Origin of the sequence: Clostridium tunisiense TJ, from assembly GCF_000300195.1 — a bacterium.
Classification (GTDB): domain Bacteria; phylum Bacillota; class Clostridia; order Clostridiales; family Clostridiaceae; genus Clostridium_J; species Clostridium_J tunisiense.
The window spans coordinates 33,261-48,966 of record NZ_AMQH01000021.1 but is presented as its reverse complement, the minus strand read 5'-3'; the positions used below and the strand labels follow the sequence as shown (position 1 = coordinate 48,966).

Below are 15,706 nucleotides of genomic sequence, written 5' to 3'. Positions count from 1 at the left end.
TTTTGTGAACTTATCGTTCACTAAGAATCATTTCTGATTCGGAATTAACTGGTTTTACCTTTTTCTCTGTTTAATTTTCAAAGACCACTTCATCACTGCATTGTATTGAATCAAGTGACGACTTCTATAAGTTTATCATCTATCCTCTTGTTTGTCAACATGTTTTTAAATTTTATTTAGAAACTATTTTCAAACCTGAAGCTTTATCGCTCTGCTGTGCATCAGCGACAAGGAATATAATATCATGAATTCACAAGTTCTCTTTATATATTTCCTCCATTTCAAAAAATTATTCCATCATTTCTAATAAATCCTTTAAATACCTTCCGAATGCCTTTGCAGATACACTTGGAACTGTGTTCATTCAGTTATAAAGTTAATGGCAAAATTATGCACTATATTATCTTTTAGTTTAATTATTGTGCTAATATTTGTAAAAATATGTGTCATTCATTTCATATAATCATATTATGTAACTATAATTAGTATCTTATATTGTATAGTACCAAATTATATACTACAGCTTTGAGGTGATTTAATGAATGTACAACTTAAAAAGGGTGTTCTAGAGCTGTGTGTTCTATCTTTAGTTACTAGAAAAGATTACTATGGATATGAATTAGTAAATGAAATATCCAAAAACATTCAAATATCCGACGGAACTATTTATCCAATTCTAAGGCGTTTAACTCAGGACGGGTATTTTGTTACCTATCTTCAGGAATCCCAAGAGGGTCCCCCTAGAAAGTATTATAAAATCACGGATATTGGAATTAAAACAAAAGAAATTTTAGAAAAAGAATGGCTTATATTTATTGATAGTGTAAACAACATTATTGGGGAGGATTAAAAAGATGGATAGGTATGAATTTTTAAAAGTTTTATCCCAAGGTCTAGAAACTTTTCCTGAGAAAGAACGTAAGGATATCTTATACGATTATGAAGAACATTTTAGGGTTGGTAAATCAAGCGGAAAGTCAGACTCAGAAATAATAATGGAATTGGGTGACCCTTATATGATAGTTGCTCAGTACAAATATAATTATAGTAATAACTACACTGAATCACAAAATACAGATACCTCTAATAGCTCTTACTATAGCTCCACTCCTAACTATAACCAAGATAATGACTACTATTGCAATAGAAAGAGTCCGCTACCTCAACCACTAAAGATAATTATATTAGTAGCCCTTATATTAACTTGTTTCCCTGTTATAGGATCTATTTGTTCTTTTTTAATTGGTATGTATGGGACCTCTATTGGTTTAGTTATAGGTGGTATTGGAATGATGATAGGTGGCATCACTGGTAGTATTGCAAGTTCCTTTATTTATATACCTGCTTCCATCCCTTTATCAGCTCTTATATTAATCGGTATAGGCACAGTATGCCTTGGCATATTACTTTTCATAACATCACTATGGATTACAAAATTTATTTATGGACTGATATTAAAATTAATAAAATGGATAAAAACCGATATATTAATTTAGGAGGATTCGTATATGTTTAGAACTAGTAAAATTAAAAGTGTTATTATAATCCTACTTGCAATAATGTTCCTAACTTATGGAATAGGATATTATATGTTATATAAATCCTCAAATGAAACTGAGCTTTCAGATATGTTTAAAGGGTTAAATAACGTAAATATTAATCTTGATAACACCTTCAATCTAGGAAACGCTAAAGCTTATGATATAGATGAAACTAAATCACAAGCAATTGATGAAACTGAACTTATTGATATTAATTTAGTCAGTGGAAATATATCTTTAATTCCTTATGATGGCAAAGATATTAAGGCAACCTTAAAGGGTTCCTTCAAAATTGCATCTAACGATTTACCCCATCTTCAAGTTCAATCTTCAGGAAAAACTGTTACTATAAGGTTTCTAAAAGATAATGGTTCATTGAACTCAATAAGTGTTAGTGATGACTTCAAATTAGATGTATATATTCCTAAGATTTATAATAAAAATCTTTCAGTTAAATCTGTATCAGCTAATATTACTGGTGACAATTTAAATGTGAATAAGGTTACAGCATCCTCTGTTTCTGGTAAGGTAAATCTTTCTAATATATCTTCAACAGATTCTAAGTTTAATTCTGTATCTGGGAATATAACTATTGATAGTCTAACAAATACCTCAGCTTCTATAAGTTCTATCTCTGGTGATATTAAAGTTGCAGACTTTATGGGTAATTTAGAGGGGAAAACTGTTTCAGGTAACTTAAATATTTCTTATAAAAATTTTCAAGAAAATACCATTGAATTCAAGTCCACCTCTGGAAAATTAATTATAAGTCTTCCAAATAGCCCTAGCTTTTATGTAAGTTCTACCTCTACTTCTGGAGATATGGATATAGTTTTTCCTGTAACAGTTAATAATTCCTCTAAAAAAAACATTACTGGATTTGTAGGAAACTCTAATACTAAAGGTAAAATTAACCTATCTACTGTGTCTGGTGATATAGACATCTATAAAAAATAAAATCATAAAAAAACTATATAAAAAAGGTTATAGGAATTCGTATTATTTTCCTATAACCTTCTAACTTTATTTTATGCAATCATATTAAATATTATTAAGAATATAACCCCTGGTATTCCTAATAAGCCTGCTATTAGTGCTGTAACTGCATTAATAGCTATAGTTATACCAAATGGCCCTCCAACAAAATTTATAAGTAACAATAGTATTCCACCTGCAATAGCATTAATCACTAATTTCATTAACATTTTAAGTGGCCATGCAAGTACCTTACCTATTATTAATAAAAACAGTACTGCAATTATAAAATATATTGCTGTATGCACTGTAATACCCCCCTTTCACAAAATCCAACTATTAAAAATTGAATTTATAGTAATATATATTATCCCCTATAACCAATTATGATGCATTTTACAATTAAAAGAAAGTGTCTTTTATAAAACTACCATCTACTTCCACCACTTAGTTCCTCAATCATATAGGATGCATCCAAGGTTACTCCTTTAGACTTAGCTTGGGATAAAAAGTACACATACTTAGCTTTAGCCTGATCTTCCCTATATATAGCAAAGTCTATAAGCTTATCCTCATTTACTTGTTGAAAACAAGCTTTAGCTGCTTCCCATTCAATCATAGATTCTTCTAATTGTTTAATTATTTCCTTTTGTTCTTCATTATACTTATTTTGAGAAAGTATAATTTCAATAATTCTTTTTCTATTCATGCTCATACCTCCCATTATATACTTCATTTATGATTATTTACATATATTGGGATATGTATACAAGCTTTTTACATAAAAAAACACCCCAACAAATGGGATGTTTTTATATTTCTTTTCTTCCTTCTAGAGCCTTAGATAAAGTTACTTCATCTGCATATTCTAAATCTCCACCTACTGGTACTCCATGAGCAATTCTTGTAACTTTGATTCCAAAAGGTTTTAAAATCTTAGATATATACATTGCTGTTGCCTCCCCCTCAATATTAGGGTTAGTTGCAACTATAATTTCCTTTGGCTCACCATTTATACGAGTTATTAACTCTTTTAACTTTATGTCCTCTGGTCCTCTGCCACTCATAGGTGATATAGTACCATGAAGTACATGATATAGGCCATTAAACTCTCTAACCTTTTCCATGGTCATAATGTCTTTTGGCTGTTCCACAACACAAATGGTGCTTCTATCCCTATTTGGGTTAGAGCATATGGAGCAAGGATCTTTGTCTGTAAAGTTTCCACATATGGAGCAATACTTAATAGTTCCCCTTGCTTTAATAAGTGCATTTGCAAACTCTTCTACTTCTTCCCTAGGAAGATTTAATACATGAAGGGTCAGCCTTTGAGCCGTCTTCCCCCCTATACCTGGAAGCTTTGCAAATTCTTCAATTAGTTTTTCTATGGCTATAGGATAAAAATCCAAAGTATTCACCTCTAAAAGGTCCTCTTTTGTTTAGAAGACTAATTATTAAATAATGAACTAGTTCATTTTGTAGAGCTGCTTTGGAAGCAGATTTAAACTGCTACTAAAGCAATTTTTCTAAACTAAGCAACTACCAATTATAGAAGCTTATTGACTTGAAGCCTCCAAAATGTTGTTAAAATAATCCTGGCATGTTCATTCCACCAGTTAATTTACCCATTGCATTGTTTGTATCTTCTTCAGCTTTCTTTAAAGCCTCATTTACAGCTGCTAAAACTAAGTCTTGAAGCATCTCAACATCATCAGCATCTACAACTTCTGGTTTTATAGTTATATCTGTTAATTGTTTTTTTCCGTTAACAACTACAGTAACTGCTCCTCCACCAACTGAAGCTTCAAAAGCCTTAGTCTCAAGATTCTTTTGCATTTCTTCCATTTCTTTTTGGAATTTTTGTGCTTGCTTTATTAAATTATTCATATTTCCGCCCATTCCTGGGAATCCGCCTTTTGCCATAATAGTGCCTCCTTAAAAATATAATCTCATTATATTAGTATATATAATAATATCAAATAATGTAACCAGTTTTATAATTTTATCTATAAATTTTATTCATCAAGAACTTCTATTAATTCTGATGGGAAGGTTTCGAGTAAAATTTCTTCCTTTGATTTCTCTACAACCTTATACTCCCCCTCCATTGTATATATTACCTTAACTCTCTGCTTTAATACCTCCGAGAAGATATTATCCATTACCTTTCTACTTTCATCCTTTTCTAATCTATTCTTGTGAAAGCTATAGTCTTTTTCAAAGCCGATAGTTATAACTCCATTATCACAGGATACCACTTCTCCCATCATAAGAGCTGTTGCTAATACCATATTTTTTCTAGCCTTTAAAAGACCTTGTATGTCCTTAAAAGATTTTCTTACTTCTTCAGTAGTCAAGCTACACTCACTATTTTCTTGAAATTCACGAACTTCAGAAGAGCTTTCCTCAACTTTTCTTTCTGGAACAGCGTAGACCTTTTTTACCTCTTTTATGGAGTTTTTAATTTCTGATGCTTCACTTACAGTAACTGCAATTGCTCCACTTCTTATACTTTCCTCTAGTTTATTTATTCTACCTAAAATGGTCTCAATAGAAGTATCATATTCTATCTTACACATTTTAATTATAGCAAGTTCTAAGTATATCCTGCCTTGTTTCGTGAACTTAGCATTCTCCTCAGCCTCTTGAAGAATATTGATATACCTCATTAACTCTTCAACTCTAACTTGCTTAGCTTGTTCCTTTAGAAGTTCTATATTTTCACTAGACATATCTAAAACTTCCTCTGGATTATCACTAACTTTCGCCATAAGAAGATTTCTCATGTGAGCTGTTAAATCCTTAATAAAAATATTAATATCTTTTCCACTATAAACTATATCATTTATATTTCTTATAGCTCTTTCTGTATCCTTAGCTATGATTGAATCCATAACCTTGATTAATCCTTCATTGGTCATAAGCCCTAGCATTTGAATTAAGTTGTCATATTCAACTTTCCCATCACTCATAGAGATTACCTGATCTAGTACAGAAAGCGCATCTCTCATTGCTCCATCACAAATTCTTGAAATTAGTTTTAAGCTTTTATCATCAGCATATACCCCTAAATCGCTTACTATAGTTCTAAGTCTACCAAAGATATCTTCACCCTTTATTCTTTTAAAATCAAATCTCTGACATCTTGATAATATGGTGATTGGAAGTTTTTGAGGGTCCGTAGTTGCTAAAATAAAAATAACTTTACTTGGTGGTTCTTCTAAGGTTTTTAAAAATGCATTTACTGCTCCTACAGATAACATATGGACCTCATCTATGATAAAAACCTTAAATTTTGCTTCCTGTGGAGGATACTGTACATCTTCAATTATATCTCTTATATTATCTACGCTGTTATGGGAAGCAGCATCAAGTTCAGTAACATCTATAGCTGTTCCACTATTAATTTTCTTACACATCTCACACTGATTACAAGGTTCTCCATCCTGTAAATCAAGGCAATTTACTGCCTTTGAAAGAATTTTAGCCGTAGAGGTCTTACCAGTTCCCCTAGTACCACATAATAAGTATGCATGAGCTATTCTATCAGTTTTTATTGCATTTTTTAGGGTTGTAGTAATGTGTTCTTGCCCTACTACGTCATTGAAGTCTTTAGGTCTCCACTCTCTATATAAAGCTGTATATGCCACAGTGCCTCACCTCTTTTTCTATGTTAACTCTATTATATATCCTTTGTTAATATCTGTGAATTATATTATTTATCTTTAATATTTATAAACTTCATATAGACTTCTCAAAAATCTAATAGAATGAAGAAAAATGTACATAGATAAATTTTAAAATTTAATTCCTATGTAGCTAATTATACCCTTAATTTATTTCAATATAAAACAAAAAAGATGCCACAAAAGCATCTTGAATATCTTATTAAAGTCGTACACCTCGCTTCGATAATTAGCCTATGTGCGTTACCCATACAGTTAGCTCAAACCAGGTTAATCCACGGCACATGGAAGTGTTCACTTATCGCTGCTTCCTTCCGGACCTGACGAGGTTCATGAATTTCCATTGCGTGGGACCCAGTTCTCAACACCACTTATATGGGTCAGACCACACAAGTTAAAACCTAGGCGAGGGATTCAACCCTGCTGTAGCGGATTGCAGGTTACAGGGCACCGCTAACTCCCCATCTAGTACGACATGGCGGAGAAAGAGGGATTCGAACCCTCGGTAGAGTTACCCCTACACACGCGTTCCAGGCGTGCTCCTTAAACCACTCGGACATCTCTCCATGTTATATTAAGTTCCATCAGTGATTGTTTAACTCACCACTGTGTAACATGATTATACTATTGTTATTCATATGTTGCAAGTAAAAAACTTTAAATCCTGTATATTAATTTTTTCTAATATTGTAATAAATGTTCCACATTTGAGATAATTTTATTATATGTTAATAATATAGAAGTTATAACAAAAATCACAGAAACCAACTTTAAAATAGTTATTATTCTATTGTTAATTAAGATGGTTTCAATGTCAGTAGCTCTTTGTTACATATAATAGTAATGAAAAATTAGCGGCAGAATCAGATATGCTGAATCACTGAAAACATACTAATAGATTTTACTATTACTGTTAGACTTTTAAAGAACATTTAATAACTCTTCAGGTATTCTATTAATTTTGTGTTTTACTTTATGTCGAACAAATAAATAAGGAGTACTGAAAATAAATATTTTCCAGTACTCCTTTAAATTAGATTCATTTCTTATAAAGATTCTTTTCTACCTTTATAAATCATAAATAATCCTGCTATACATATTACTATTCCTAAAATACTAATCAACTGAGCCGTTCTAATTGGTCCTATCATAAGACTATCAGTTCTAAGTCCTTCTATAAAAAACCTTCCTAAGGAATATAATCCTAAGTAAGATAAAGCTACAACTCCTCTTTTTCTCACTTTATGAATTAAGTAAAATAGCACTAAAAATACTGCTAAGTTCCAGATGGATTCATATAAGAAGGTAGGGTGATAATAGGTACCGTCTATAAACATTCCTTTTTGAATAAATTCTGGAAACATACTTATAAATTCTTTAGATACTGGTCCACCGTGAGCTTCTTGGTTAAAGAAGTTACCCCAACGGCCTAGAGATTGAGCAATTATTAAAGATGGAGCTGCTACATCCAGTAAAGCTAAAAAGTTCATTCCTTTCTTTTTAGCATACAAATACACAACTAATACCGTAGTAATTATTGCTCCATGTATTGCAAGTCCTCCCTGCCTTATATTAAATATATCTCCTAGGTTGTCTTTATAGTAATTATTAAACTCAAATATTACATAGTAAAGCCTAGCACCTATAACAGCAAGTGGAAATGTAATTAAAAAAATTGTTAATACATCATCATACTTTATATCTCTCAACTTACAGGTATATTCTGTTAATAATAATGCAATTATTATCCCTGTAGATATTATTACTCCATACCACATAATATCTATTCCAAATAATCTTATTGCCACTGGATCCATATTGCTCATCCCCCTTTGTATTTTTTTATTATATTTTACCATATAGGAAATGAAAATAAAATTTTTACTTTCATTATTTCAATTAGATTCCTCTAAAGTTTATTAATGTTATATAAAAATCAGCTTTACTAAACTATAAAAACAATTTGAACTTTAAGTTTATTCTATTGCATTTTCTTCATTATATTGTTTTATAAGTTCTGCTATTTTTACTGAGCATCTTCTGCCCTTGCATCCACCACTACCACTACCTGTAGCCTTATTAACTTCCTCTACAGTTTTAGCTCCATTTGCTATTGCTTTCTTAATAGTTGATCTAGGAATTCCCTTGCATATGCATACCTTTGTAAGTTTATCTAGTATTTCTTCATTTAAATTATTCTCCATTTACTTTCTCCTTTCAATAAAAAACTCTTGTAATAAGTTGCTACATTCCTCATCATATAACCACTTTACATTAACCCAATGATTTAATCTATGGTCTTGAGTTATGTTAAACACAGACCCACAAGCCCCTGCCCTTGGATCAAAAGTTCCAATATAAAGGGTTTTTATTCTACTTTGTATAATTGCTCCTGCACACATGGCGCAGGGTTCTAAGGTTACATACATACTACAATCATTGAGCCTCCATCTGCCTAACACTTCACTAGCCTTTCTTATTGCTATAATTTCAGCATGGTTAGTAGGATCCTTAGTCCCTTCCTTTAAGTTATGTGCTACGGATATTACCTTATCATCCTTTACTATTACCGCTCCAACTGGAACCTCAGCTCTTTCTAAGGCCTTTTTCGCTTCCTCAATAGCCATTTTCATATGTGAATTTTCCATAAAAACTCCTTAATAAATTTTATTATACCTGTTTATAGTAAAATTAAACCACAAATAACCTATCCATCTATATATACTTGAAGTTTAGATGAAATATTTCCCCAAGGTTATTCTATATAATAAAAAAACTTAGCAAAGCAAAGCCTTACTAAGTTTGGTGCGCACGAGAGGAGTCGAACCTCCGGCCTTCCCCTTAGGAGGGGGACGCTCTATCCTACTGAGCTACGGGCGCATGAATTATAATTATATTATAATAACAACTGGTTTAAAATGTCAACATATCTTTATATTAAAATTTTATAATTTAAATTAAAATAATTCATGAATTTTAAGCTATTTTTTAGGATAACCTAATATGGAATGGATAATTTTTCAGAAAAATAAATGATTTGTTGCAGATTTTTATAAAGCTTTATGTTAAAATATTAATGATTAACTAAAATATTACACTATGTACATTTTATTTAGAGGTGATTTTAATGAAAAAAATTCATATAACTGAGACGGTTCTAAGAGATGCTAATCAATCTCTTATTGCAACTAGGCTTCCTTATGAGGAGTTTGCTCCTATACTTAAGGAATTAGATGATGCAGGATATTATTCATTGGAATGTTGGGGCGGCGCAACTTTCGACTCTTGCCTAAGATACTTAAATGAGGATCCATGGAATAGATTAAAAAACATTAAAAATGTAGTAAAGAAAACTCCTCTTCAAATGCTATTGAGAGGTCAGAACATATTAGGTTACAAACATTATCCTGATGACGTAGTAAGAGAGTTCATAAAAATGACTGTATACTACGGAATGGATATAATTAGAATATTCGATGCCTTAAATGACTTTCAAAATATTGAAGTTGCCATGGATGAAACAATAAAACAAGGTGCACATGCTCAAGGAACTATAGTTTATACCGTGAGTCCTATTCATGATGTAAATAACTATACTCATTTAGCTAAGCAACTTGAAAATATGGGCGCTCACTCAATATGTATCAAAGACATGGCAGGTCTTATAATGCCAAATATAGCACATGACTTAGTTAAGAGCATAAAAGAAACTGTTAAAGTTCCTGTGTTCTTACATTCACATAGTACAAATGGTCTTGCTGAAATGTCTTACTTTAAAGCTGCTGAAGCTGGTGTTGATGGTATAGATTGTGCAATATCTTCATTTTCTAGTGGTACTTCTCAGCCACCAACAGAAACTCTTCACCAAGCATTAACTTCTGCAGGATATGATACGAACTTAAATATTCAGAAATTAACTTATATAAATGATTTCTTTAAACCTATAAGGAATGATGTTTTAGCTTCGGGTCTTCTGGATCCTAAAGTTTTAACTCCTCAACCTGAAGGTTTAACTAACCAAATTCCTGGTGGTATGTTATCTAACATGATTTCTCAACTTAAAGCTCAAAATTCTATAGATAAGCTTGATGCAGTGCTTGCTGAAGTTCCAAAAGTTAGAGAAGATTTAGGATATCCACCACTTGTAACTCCAATGAGTCAAATGGTAGGAACTCAAGCAACTGTTAATATTTTAACTGGTGAAAGATATAAAATGGTACTAAAAGAGGTTAAAGCTTACTGCAAGGGTGAATATGGAACTGCTCCTGGTAAAATCAATGAAGATGTGCTTAAAAAAGCCCTTGGAAATGAAGAACCTATTACAGGAAGATTTGCCGATACTTTGGAACCAGCCTTTGAAAAAACAAAAGAAATGCTAAAAGATGTGACTACAAGAGAAGAAGATGTACTTTCTTATCTTGCGTTCCCACAAATTGCTGAAGAATTTTTCAAGAAAAGAAGCGAAAATCCATCTAATGATGATATGAGAAAAATTACAAATAGTGAAGTAATATAATAATCTTAATAAAAAGTTAGTGAGTTAATACTTGCTAACTTTTTTATATTTATTCATAATAAACAGCCATAATAATGTCATCTTATGAAACTTCCTGTATATTTAGTGAATTTTTTATCAAACTTGTTTAAATTTTCGCAATTGTGTGTTAAACTAGTTTTGAGAACAAGTTTAATCAATAAGGGGGATTTATCATGGACTCATTATTACCAATTGTTGAAAACATTAACTCAGTGCTTTGGAGTTCAGTTCTACTATTCTTACTTTGTGGAACTGGTATTTACTTTACTTTCAAAACTAGATTTATACAAGTTAGAAAGTTTGGAGAAAGCTTCAAAAGCGTTTTTGGCGGTATTACTCTAAAGGGAAAAAAAGCAGATGAAGATGGAATGTCATCCTTCCAGTCACTTACAACTGCTATTGCCGCACAAGTTGGAACTGGTAACTTAGCTGGAGCAGCTACTGCTATTGCTCTTGGTGGACCTGGTGCAATTTTTTGGATGTGGATTAGTGCATTCTTTGGAATGGCTACTGTCTATTCCGAAGCTGTATTATCTCAAAAGTTTAAAACTAAAGTAGATGGAGAAGTTACTGGGGGACCCGCCTACTACATTAGTAATGGACTTGAAAATAAATCACTTGGTAAATTTTTAGCTGGATTTTTTTCTATTTCTTGTGTATTAGCTCTTGGCTTCATGGGCAACATGGTGCAAGCAAACTCTATTGCCGATGCCTTTAACACTGCTTTCGGGATTAACCCTATAGTAGTTGGAATTATTGTTGCTGTTCTTGCAGGTTTTATATTTATCGGTGGAATGGGCAGAATTGCATCAGTTACTGAAAAATTAGTTCCTATAATGGCTGGATTTTATATTGTGTTTTCTTTAGGAATTTTAGTTATGAACATAGGAGAATTTATTCCTGCTTTAACTTCTATAGTAGTTGGTGCCTTCAATCCAAGTGCTGTAGTTGGTGGTGTTGTAGGAGTTACAATAAAACAAGCTGTACGATATGGGGTTGCAAGAGGATTATTCTCTAACGAAGCTGGTATGGGTTCAACGCCTCATGCTCATGCAGTAGCTAAGGTTAAACACCCTGGTGAGCAAGGTGTCGTAGCTATAATAAGCGTATTTATTGATACTTTTGTAATTTTAAACCTAACTGCTTTCGTTATAATAACTACAGGAGCATTAAGTGCTACTGATGGTTCAGGTAAAGCATTACAAGGTATCCAACTAACTCAAGAAGCCTTTGCTAGAGGGCTTGGGGGCTTTGGTCATACCTTCATAGCAATTTGTCTATTATTCTTTGCCTTCTCTACAATTGTTGGATGGTACTTCTTTGGAGAGCTAAATATAAAATATATGTTTGGTAAAAAAGGCTTAACTCCATATAGATTATTAGTATTATTATTTATAGTTGTAGGTTCTACCTTAAAAGTTAACTTAGTATGGGAACTTGCTGATATGTTCAATGGTTTTATGGTATTCCCTAACTTAGTAGCACTTCTGGCTCTTAGCCCAGTGGTAATATCCTTAATGAATGAATATGAAGTCTTTAAGACTTCAAAGAAAGATAAAATATAAGTTTATAATTATACCCAATCAAAAACAACCGAGTATTTACTAGGTTGTTTTTTTTGTTGGCTATAATTGAATCTTCTATAAGAAATTCAATAAATAATGACTTAATAGGTGTGTTTAATTATTGATTTGTCTATAATATAAATATTGATATTATATTTTTAAACAAGTAGAATATAAATACTACTATGTTGGAGTTGGTAAAATGATTAAATTTTATAATAGAAAAGAAAAGCGTTATGAAATAGAAAAAGTAGCTGCGGGAAAGTTTATTAACTATCTTTATACTAATGCCTTAGGAAAGTCCTTTTTAGAAATTATATTTAAGCGTAAATTTCTAACTCTTCTTTATGGTAAGTACTGCGATAGCTTCTTAAGTAAAAAAAGAATTAAACCTTTTATTGAAGAATTTGGCATGGATATGAGCGAGTATGAAAGACATGCTGATGAGTATAATAACTTTAATGATTTTTTTCACAGAAAGCTAAAACCTAACTTTAGAGAAATACCAATGGATGCTAATATCTTAATTTCTCCCTGTGATGGTAAACTCACAGCTATAGATAAAATTAATGAAGATACTACCTTTAAAGTAAAAGGATTTACCTATAATGTAAAAGATCTATTAAAAGATGAAAAACTTGCTAAGGAATATAAGAATGGATATTGCTTAATCTTTAGGTTATGTCCAACAGATTATCATAGATTTCACTTTATAGATAATGGAACTTGTTCCTCAGGTAAATCTATTTCAGGCCATTATTACTCTGTTAATCCTGTAGCCCTAGAAAATGTAAATAGAGTGTTTTCAGAAAATAAAAGAGAATATAGCATATTTCATAGTGAGAACTTTGATGATGTAATTTACTTAGAAGTTGGTGCTACCTTTGTAGGATCTATTATTCAAACCTATAATCCTAATGCGCATATACAGAAAGGTGAAGAAAAGGGATACTTTAAATTCGGTGGCTCCACTGTAATACTTTTTCTTAAAGAAAATGTGGTTAAACTGGATAAAGACTTACTTTCAAATAGTCGAAATGGTATGGAATCTCTAGTAAGATTTGGTGAAAAAATAGGAGTGAAGGCTTAGCTTCACTCCTATTTTTATAATTTAAACTTAGATGTGATATTGTTAATCTTTTCTGCACTGTTTTTATTTTCTACAGCAGTAATCTTAATTTCATCAATCTTTTTAACTATGTCATTAGTTTTATTAGATACATTAGAAACTCCTAAAGCACCCTCACTTACAGTTGTTGAAACTTCCTCTATAGCCCTTACAATATCACTAATATTTGAAGTTAGAGCTCTTGCCTCTTCATTAAATTCAGTCATAAACTTATTGAATTCTCCCGCATCATTAGAGTATTGCTCACCAACTTTAATATTTCTTTCATAATCGTTTCCAACATTAATCTCCATAAACTTAATCATCTTTTCTGAACCAGCAGCTAAATTTTCCACTGAATTGTGGACTACTCTAACTACGTGTTGGATATCTGAGGCTGTTTTTCCTGACTGCTCTGCTAGCTTTCTTACCTCATCAGCAACCACAGCAAAACCCCTTCCAGCATCCCCAGCCCTTGCTGCTTCTATGGCTGCATTTAAGGCTAAAAGATTGGTTTGCTCTGTGATTTCCAAAATTGAATTAGCAAGTTTATGAATTTGGTTAACTTCTTTGGAACCGTTAATTGCATTTTCTAGTTCAGTTTTAACTTGACTATATACTTCTTCTGTTTTTTCCTTTGATACTAATGATGTTTCTTTAATATCTTGGGCTTTACTTAGAATTTCTTCAGTAATATCATAACCAGAGGATGCTCCTTCAGAAATTTTATTAACCCTATTTAACATATCATCAGAAGATGCTGAAATCTCTTCGGCAGTAGCTGCTGTTTGCTGTATTCCTGAAGATATGTTTTCAGTTTCTAAAAGAGTCTCATCTGCTTCATACTTTAAAATCTCTGCAGATTCTTCAACTAAATTAGCATTCTTAGTTAAGGTTTCACCAGCATCCGTTAACTCATTAACTACCTCTCTTAGAGCTGTTCTCATATTTATAATTGATTTCCATATTAATCCTATCTCATCCTTTGACTTCACTGTGTTTTTTAGGTCGTCATTACTTAAGTCAAGTTCTGAAGTTTTATTAACAAGATATGTTACCCCTATAATTGGTTTAACGATAATATTTGCCATAACTAGAGTTATTAATACAGCTCCTATTATTACTAAAATTGCTACAATAAAAATCACTTTAGTCATAGCTTGTACAGGTTTTCTTATTTCGTCTCTATCTGCATTAACAACCAGTAACCAGTTTGTTTTAGGGGTTACCCCATAGGCCGATAAAATCTTTTTGTTCTCATATTTATATTCTATAGCAGAGGTTTCCACCTTACTGCCCTTCATTACTTTCCCTATGACTCCCTCAATTTCCTTTGAATCCACCTTTTGACCTATCTTTTCACTAGATGGATGATAAATAACGCTTCCTGCTTCATCTACTAAGTATGCAAAGCTAGATTCTGTATTATTTACCTTAACTTTATTTAAGTACTTTGAAAAACTATTTGAATAAACATGAAGTGCTACATAGCCAACACATTTTCCATGAGCTTCCTTATTAAGTACAGGGTATGTAAATACCACTACACTTTTTTTCCCATCTACAGATTTAAGAGTGTCACTTATACTATTTCCTCCACTAGAGCTAGTAGCATGATATTCAGTGTCATTTACACTGCTTCCAATTAAAGATTCCTCACTATCAGAAATTATCTTACCGGTTATATCAATTAAAGATATTCTATCGACATGAGCGTTAGCAGCTAAATATTCCTTAAAAAACTTATTATTTATGTTTATAAGACCTATATTACTACTAAGTACATTAGCATCCTTACTTTCATTATTCTTTAATATCTCACTACTCTCTTTTGTGTTAGCTATAGCATAAGCTTCACTAACTTCTTTTTCTATCATAACTGATATAGTTTCTATGGATCTAGTAATTAGTGATTTCATCTCTTCTTTACTCTGATTGAAGATTGTAACTGATGAGCTTATGTACATTATAGTGCTTGTTATTAACATAGCACAAATAAGCAACGCTGTTATATTGAAAAGTAATTTATATTTTATTGAAATCCCTTCAATTTGTAGCTTATTGCTCTTAAATATTTTACCGTAGCTTTTTTTCTCTCTCTTTTTCTTCTCAGGTTTTGCCCCACTTCTTTTAGAAAAAAAGATTTTTAGTTTTGAAAGCATTTCTTTAGGTTTCCACTTAAACTTCATCCCCATCACATGTCCCCCTTAAAGCATATAGTATATATTAATTTGTCTTACCTAATATAATAATACCATATTTTGCAGAAATATATAATAAATTAACGAAAATAT

General features: G+C 31.7%; 15 protein-coding genes, 2 tRNA genes and 1 other RNA gene. 6 read left to right on the top strand and 12 right to left on the bottom strand.

What is annotated here, in order from left to right; translation table 11 throughout:
- Positions 1-538: 538 nt before the first annotated feature.
- Genes C661_RS0119865 through C661_RS0119855 form a run of 3 tightly spaced genes read left to right on the top strand, consistent with a single transcriptional unit; the run spans position 539 to position 2,498 of the window.
- Positions 539-850, top strand: coding sequence for a PadR family transcriptional regulator (locus C661_RS0119865; RefSeq protein WP_017417081.1), 312 nt, complete (start codon positions 539-541; stop codon positions 848-850).
- A gap of 4 nt (positions 851-854) precedes the next feature.
- Positions 855-1,496, top strand: a complete 642-nt coding sequence (locus tag C661_RS22980; protein ID WP_017417080.1) for a DUF1700 domain-containing protein — start codon at positions 855-857, stop codon at positions 1,494-1,496.
- 12 nt (positions 1,497-1,508) lie between these two features.
- The gene (locus tag C661_RS0119855; RefSeq protein WP_017417079.1) at positions 1,509-2,498 is read left to right on the top strand and encodes a DUF4097 family beta strand repeat-containing protein; all 990 of its coding nucleotides are present in this window, start codon (positions 1,509-1,511) and stop codon (positions 2,496-2,498) included.
- A gap of 71 nt (positions 2,499-2,569) precedes the next feature.
- Here the strand turns inward: C661_RS0119855 and C661_RS0119850 are convergent, their stop codons facing one another.
- The 11 genes from C661_RS0119850 to C661_RS0119805 all read right to left on the bottom strand — a co-directional run bounded on the left by C661_RS0119850 (position 2,570) and on the right by C661_RS0119805 (position 9,082).
- The gene (locus tag C661_RS0119850; protein WP_017417078.1) at positions 2,570-2,824 is read right to left on the bottom strand and encodes a pro-sigmaK processing inhibitor BofA family protein; all 255 of its coding nucleotides are present in this window, start codon (positions 2,822-2,824) and stop codon (positions 2,570-2,572) included.
- Between the two features lie 119 nt (positions 2,825-2,943).
- A complete protein-coding gene (locus C661_RS0119845; RefSeq protein ID WP_017417077.1) occupies positions 2,944-3,225 on the bottom strand; it encodes a DUF2508 family protein in 282 nt (93 codons plus the stop codon).
- Positions 3,226-3,328: 103 nt separating this feature from the next.
- Positions 3,329-3,925 (bottom strand): recombination mediator RecR, encoded by a 597-nt coding sequence (gene recR, locus C661_RS0119840; protein ID WP_017417076.1) that lies wholly within the window; start codon positions 3,923-3,925, stop codon positions 3,329-3,331.
- A gap of 175 nt (positions 3,926-4,100) precedes the next feature.
- Complete coding sequence (locus C661_RS0119835) at positions 4,101-4,439, bottom strand: YbaB/EbfC family nucleoid-associated protein (RefSeq protein WP_017417075.1); 339 nt, start codon at positions 4,437-4,439, stop codon at positions 4,101-4,103.
- 92 nt (positions 4,440-4,531) lie between these two features.
- Positions 4,532-6,166 carry a DNA polymerase III subunit gamma/tau gene (dnaX, locus tag C661_RS0119830; protein ID WP_017417074.1) on the bottom strand — a complete coding sequence of 545 codons (1,635 nt, stop codon included), beginning with the start codon at positions 6,164-6,166 and terminating at the stop codon, positions 4,532-4,534.
- Positions 6,167-6,410: 244 nt separating this feature from the next.
- Positions 6,411-6,676, bottom strand: an RNA gene (ffs, locus tag C661_RS23260) — signal recognition particle sRNA large type.
- Positions 6,677-6,678: 2 nt separating this feature from the next.
- Positions 6,679-6,768: transfer RNA gene (locus C661_RS0119825), tRNA-Ser, on the bottom strand.
- Between the two features lie 480 nt (positions 6,769-7,248).
- A complete protein-coding gene (lgt, locus tag C661_RS0119820) occupies positions 7,249-8,019 on the bottom strand; it encodes a prolipoprotein diacylglyceryl transferase (RefSeq protein WP_017417073.1) in 771 nt (256 codons plus the stop codon).
- Between the two features lie 159 nt (positions 8,020-8,178).
- Positions 8,179-8,406 (bottom strand): (2Fe-2S)-binding protein, encoded by a 228-nt coding sequence (locus tag C661_RS0119815; protein ID WP_017417072.1) that lies wholly within the window; start codon positions 8,404-8,406, stop codon positions 8,179-8,181.
- Entirely contained in the window at positions 8,407-8,850 is a 444-nt protein-coding gene (gene tadA, locus C661_RS0119810) for a tRNA adenosine(34) deaminase TadA (protein ID WP_017417071.1), read from the bottom strand.
- Between the two features lie 155 nt (positions 8,851-9,005).
- A tRNA-Arg gene (locus C661_RS0119805) sits at positions 9,006-9,082 on the bottom strand.
- Between the two features lie 247 nt (positions 9,083-9,329).
- On the opposite strand from C661_RS0119805, the gene C661_RS0119800 reads away from it, so the two are divergent.
- The 3 genes from C661_RS0119800 (at position 9,330) to C661_RS0119790 (ending at position 13,394) form a co-directional block, all read left to right on the top strand.
- A complete protein-coding gene (locus tag C661_RS0119800; RefSeq protein WP_017417070.1) occupies positions 9,330-10,718 on the top strand; it encodes a pyruvate carboxylase subunit B in 1,389 nt (462 codons plus the stop codon).
- Positions 10,719-10,912: 194 nt separating this feature from the next.
- On the top strand, positions 10,913-12,304 hold the full coding sequence (locus tag C661_RS0119795) for an alanine/glycine:cation symporter family protein (RefSeq protein WP_017417069.1): 1,392 nt from the start codon (positions 10,913-10,915) through the stop codon (positions 12,302-12,304).
- A 202-nt stretch (positions 12,305-12,506) separates the two neighbouring features.
- On the top strand, positions 12,507-13,394 hold the full coding sequence (locus tag C661_RS0119790) for a phosphatidylserine decarboxylase (RefSeq protein ID WP_017417068.1): 888 nt from the start codon (positions 12,507-12,509) through the stop codon (positions 13,392-13,394).
- A 14-nt stretch (positions 13,395-13,408) separates the two neighbouring features.
- Here C661_RS0119790 and C661_RS0119785 read toward each other — a convergent pair whose 3' ends face one another.
- The gene (locus C661_RS0119785) at positions 13,409-15,607 is read right to left on the bottom strand and encodes a methyl-accepting chemotaxis protein (RefSeq protein WP_017417067.1); all 2,199 of its coding nucleotides are present in this window, start codon (positions 15,605-15,607) and stop codon (positions 13,409-13,411) included.
- Positions 15,608-15,706: the final 99 nt, after the last annotated feature.

Bases quoted from the DNA above. Each gene is read 5' to 3' on its own strand.
- C661_RS0119865 (WP_017417081.1), top strand. From the start codon at position 539: ATGAATGTACAACTTAAAAAGGGTGTTCTAGAGCTGTGTGTTCTATCT.
- C661_RS22980 (WP_017417080.1), top strand. From the start codon at position 855: ATGGATAGGTATGAATTTTTAAAAGTTTTATCCCAAGGTCTAGAAACT.
- C661_RS0119855 (WP_017417079.1), top strand. From the start codon at position 1,509: ATGTTTAGAACTAGTAAAATTAAAAGTGTTATTATAATCCTACTTGCA.
- C661_RS0119845 (WP_017417077.1), bottom strand. From the start codon at position 3,225: ATGAATAGAAAAAGAATTATTGAAATTATACTTTCTCAAAATAAGTAT.
- C661_RS0119835 (WP_017417075.1), bottom strand. From the start codon at position 4,439: ATGGCAAAAGGCGGATTCCCAGGAATGGGCGGAAATATGAATAATTTA.
- lgt (WP_017417073.1), bottom strand. From the start codon at position 8,019: ATGGATCCAGTGGCAATAAGATTATTTGGAATAGATATTATGTGGTAT.
- C661_RS0119815 (WP_017417072.1), bottom strand. From the start codon at position 8,406: ATGGAGAATAATTTAAATGAAGAAATACTAGATAAACTTACAAAGGTA.
- tadA (WP_017417071.1), bottom strand. From the start codon at position 8,850: ATGGAAAATTCACATATGAAAATGGCTATTGAGGAAGCGAAAAAGGCC.
- C661_RS0119800 (WP_017417070.1), top strand. From the start codon at position 9,330: ATGAAAAAAATTCATATAACTGAGACGGTTCTAAGAGATGCTAATCAA.
- C661_RS0119795 (WP_017417069.1), top strand. From the start codon at position 10,913: ATGGACTCATTATTACCAATTGTTGAAAACATTAACTCAGTGCTTTGG.
- C661_RS0119790 (WP_017417068.1), top strand. From the start codon at position 12,507: ATGATTAAATTTTATAATAGAAAAGAAAAGCGTTATGAAATAGAAAAA.
- C661_RS0119785 (WP_017417067.1), bottom strand. From the start codon at position 15,607: ATGGGGATGAAGTTTAAGTGGAAACCTAAAGAAATGCTTTCAAAACTA.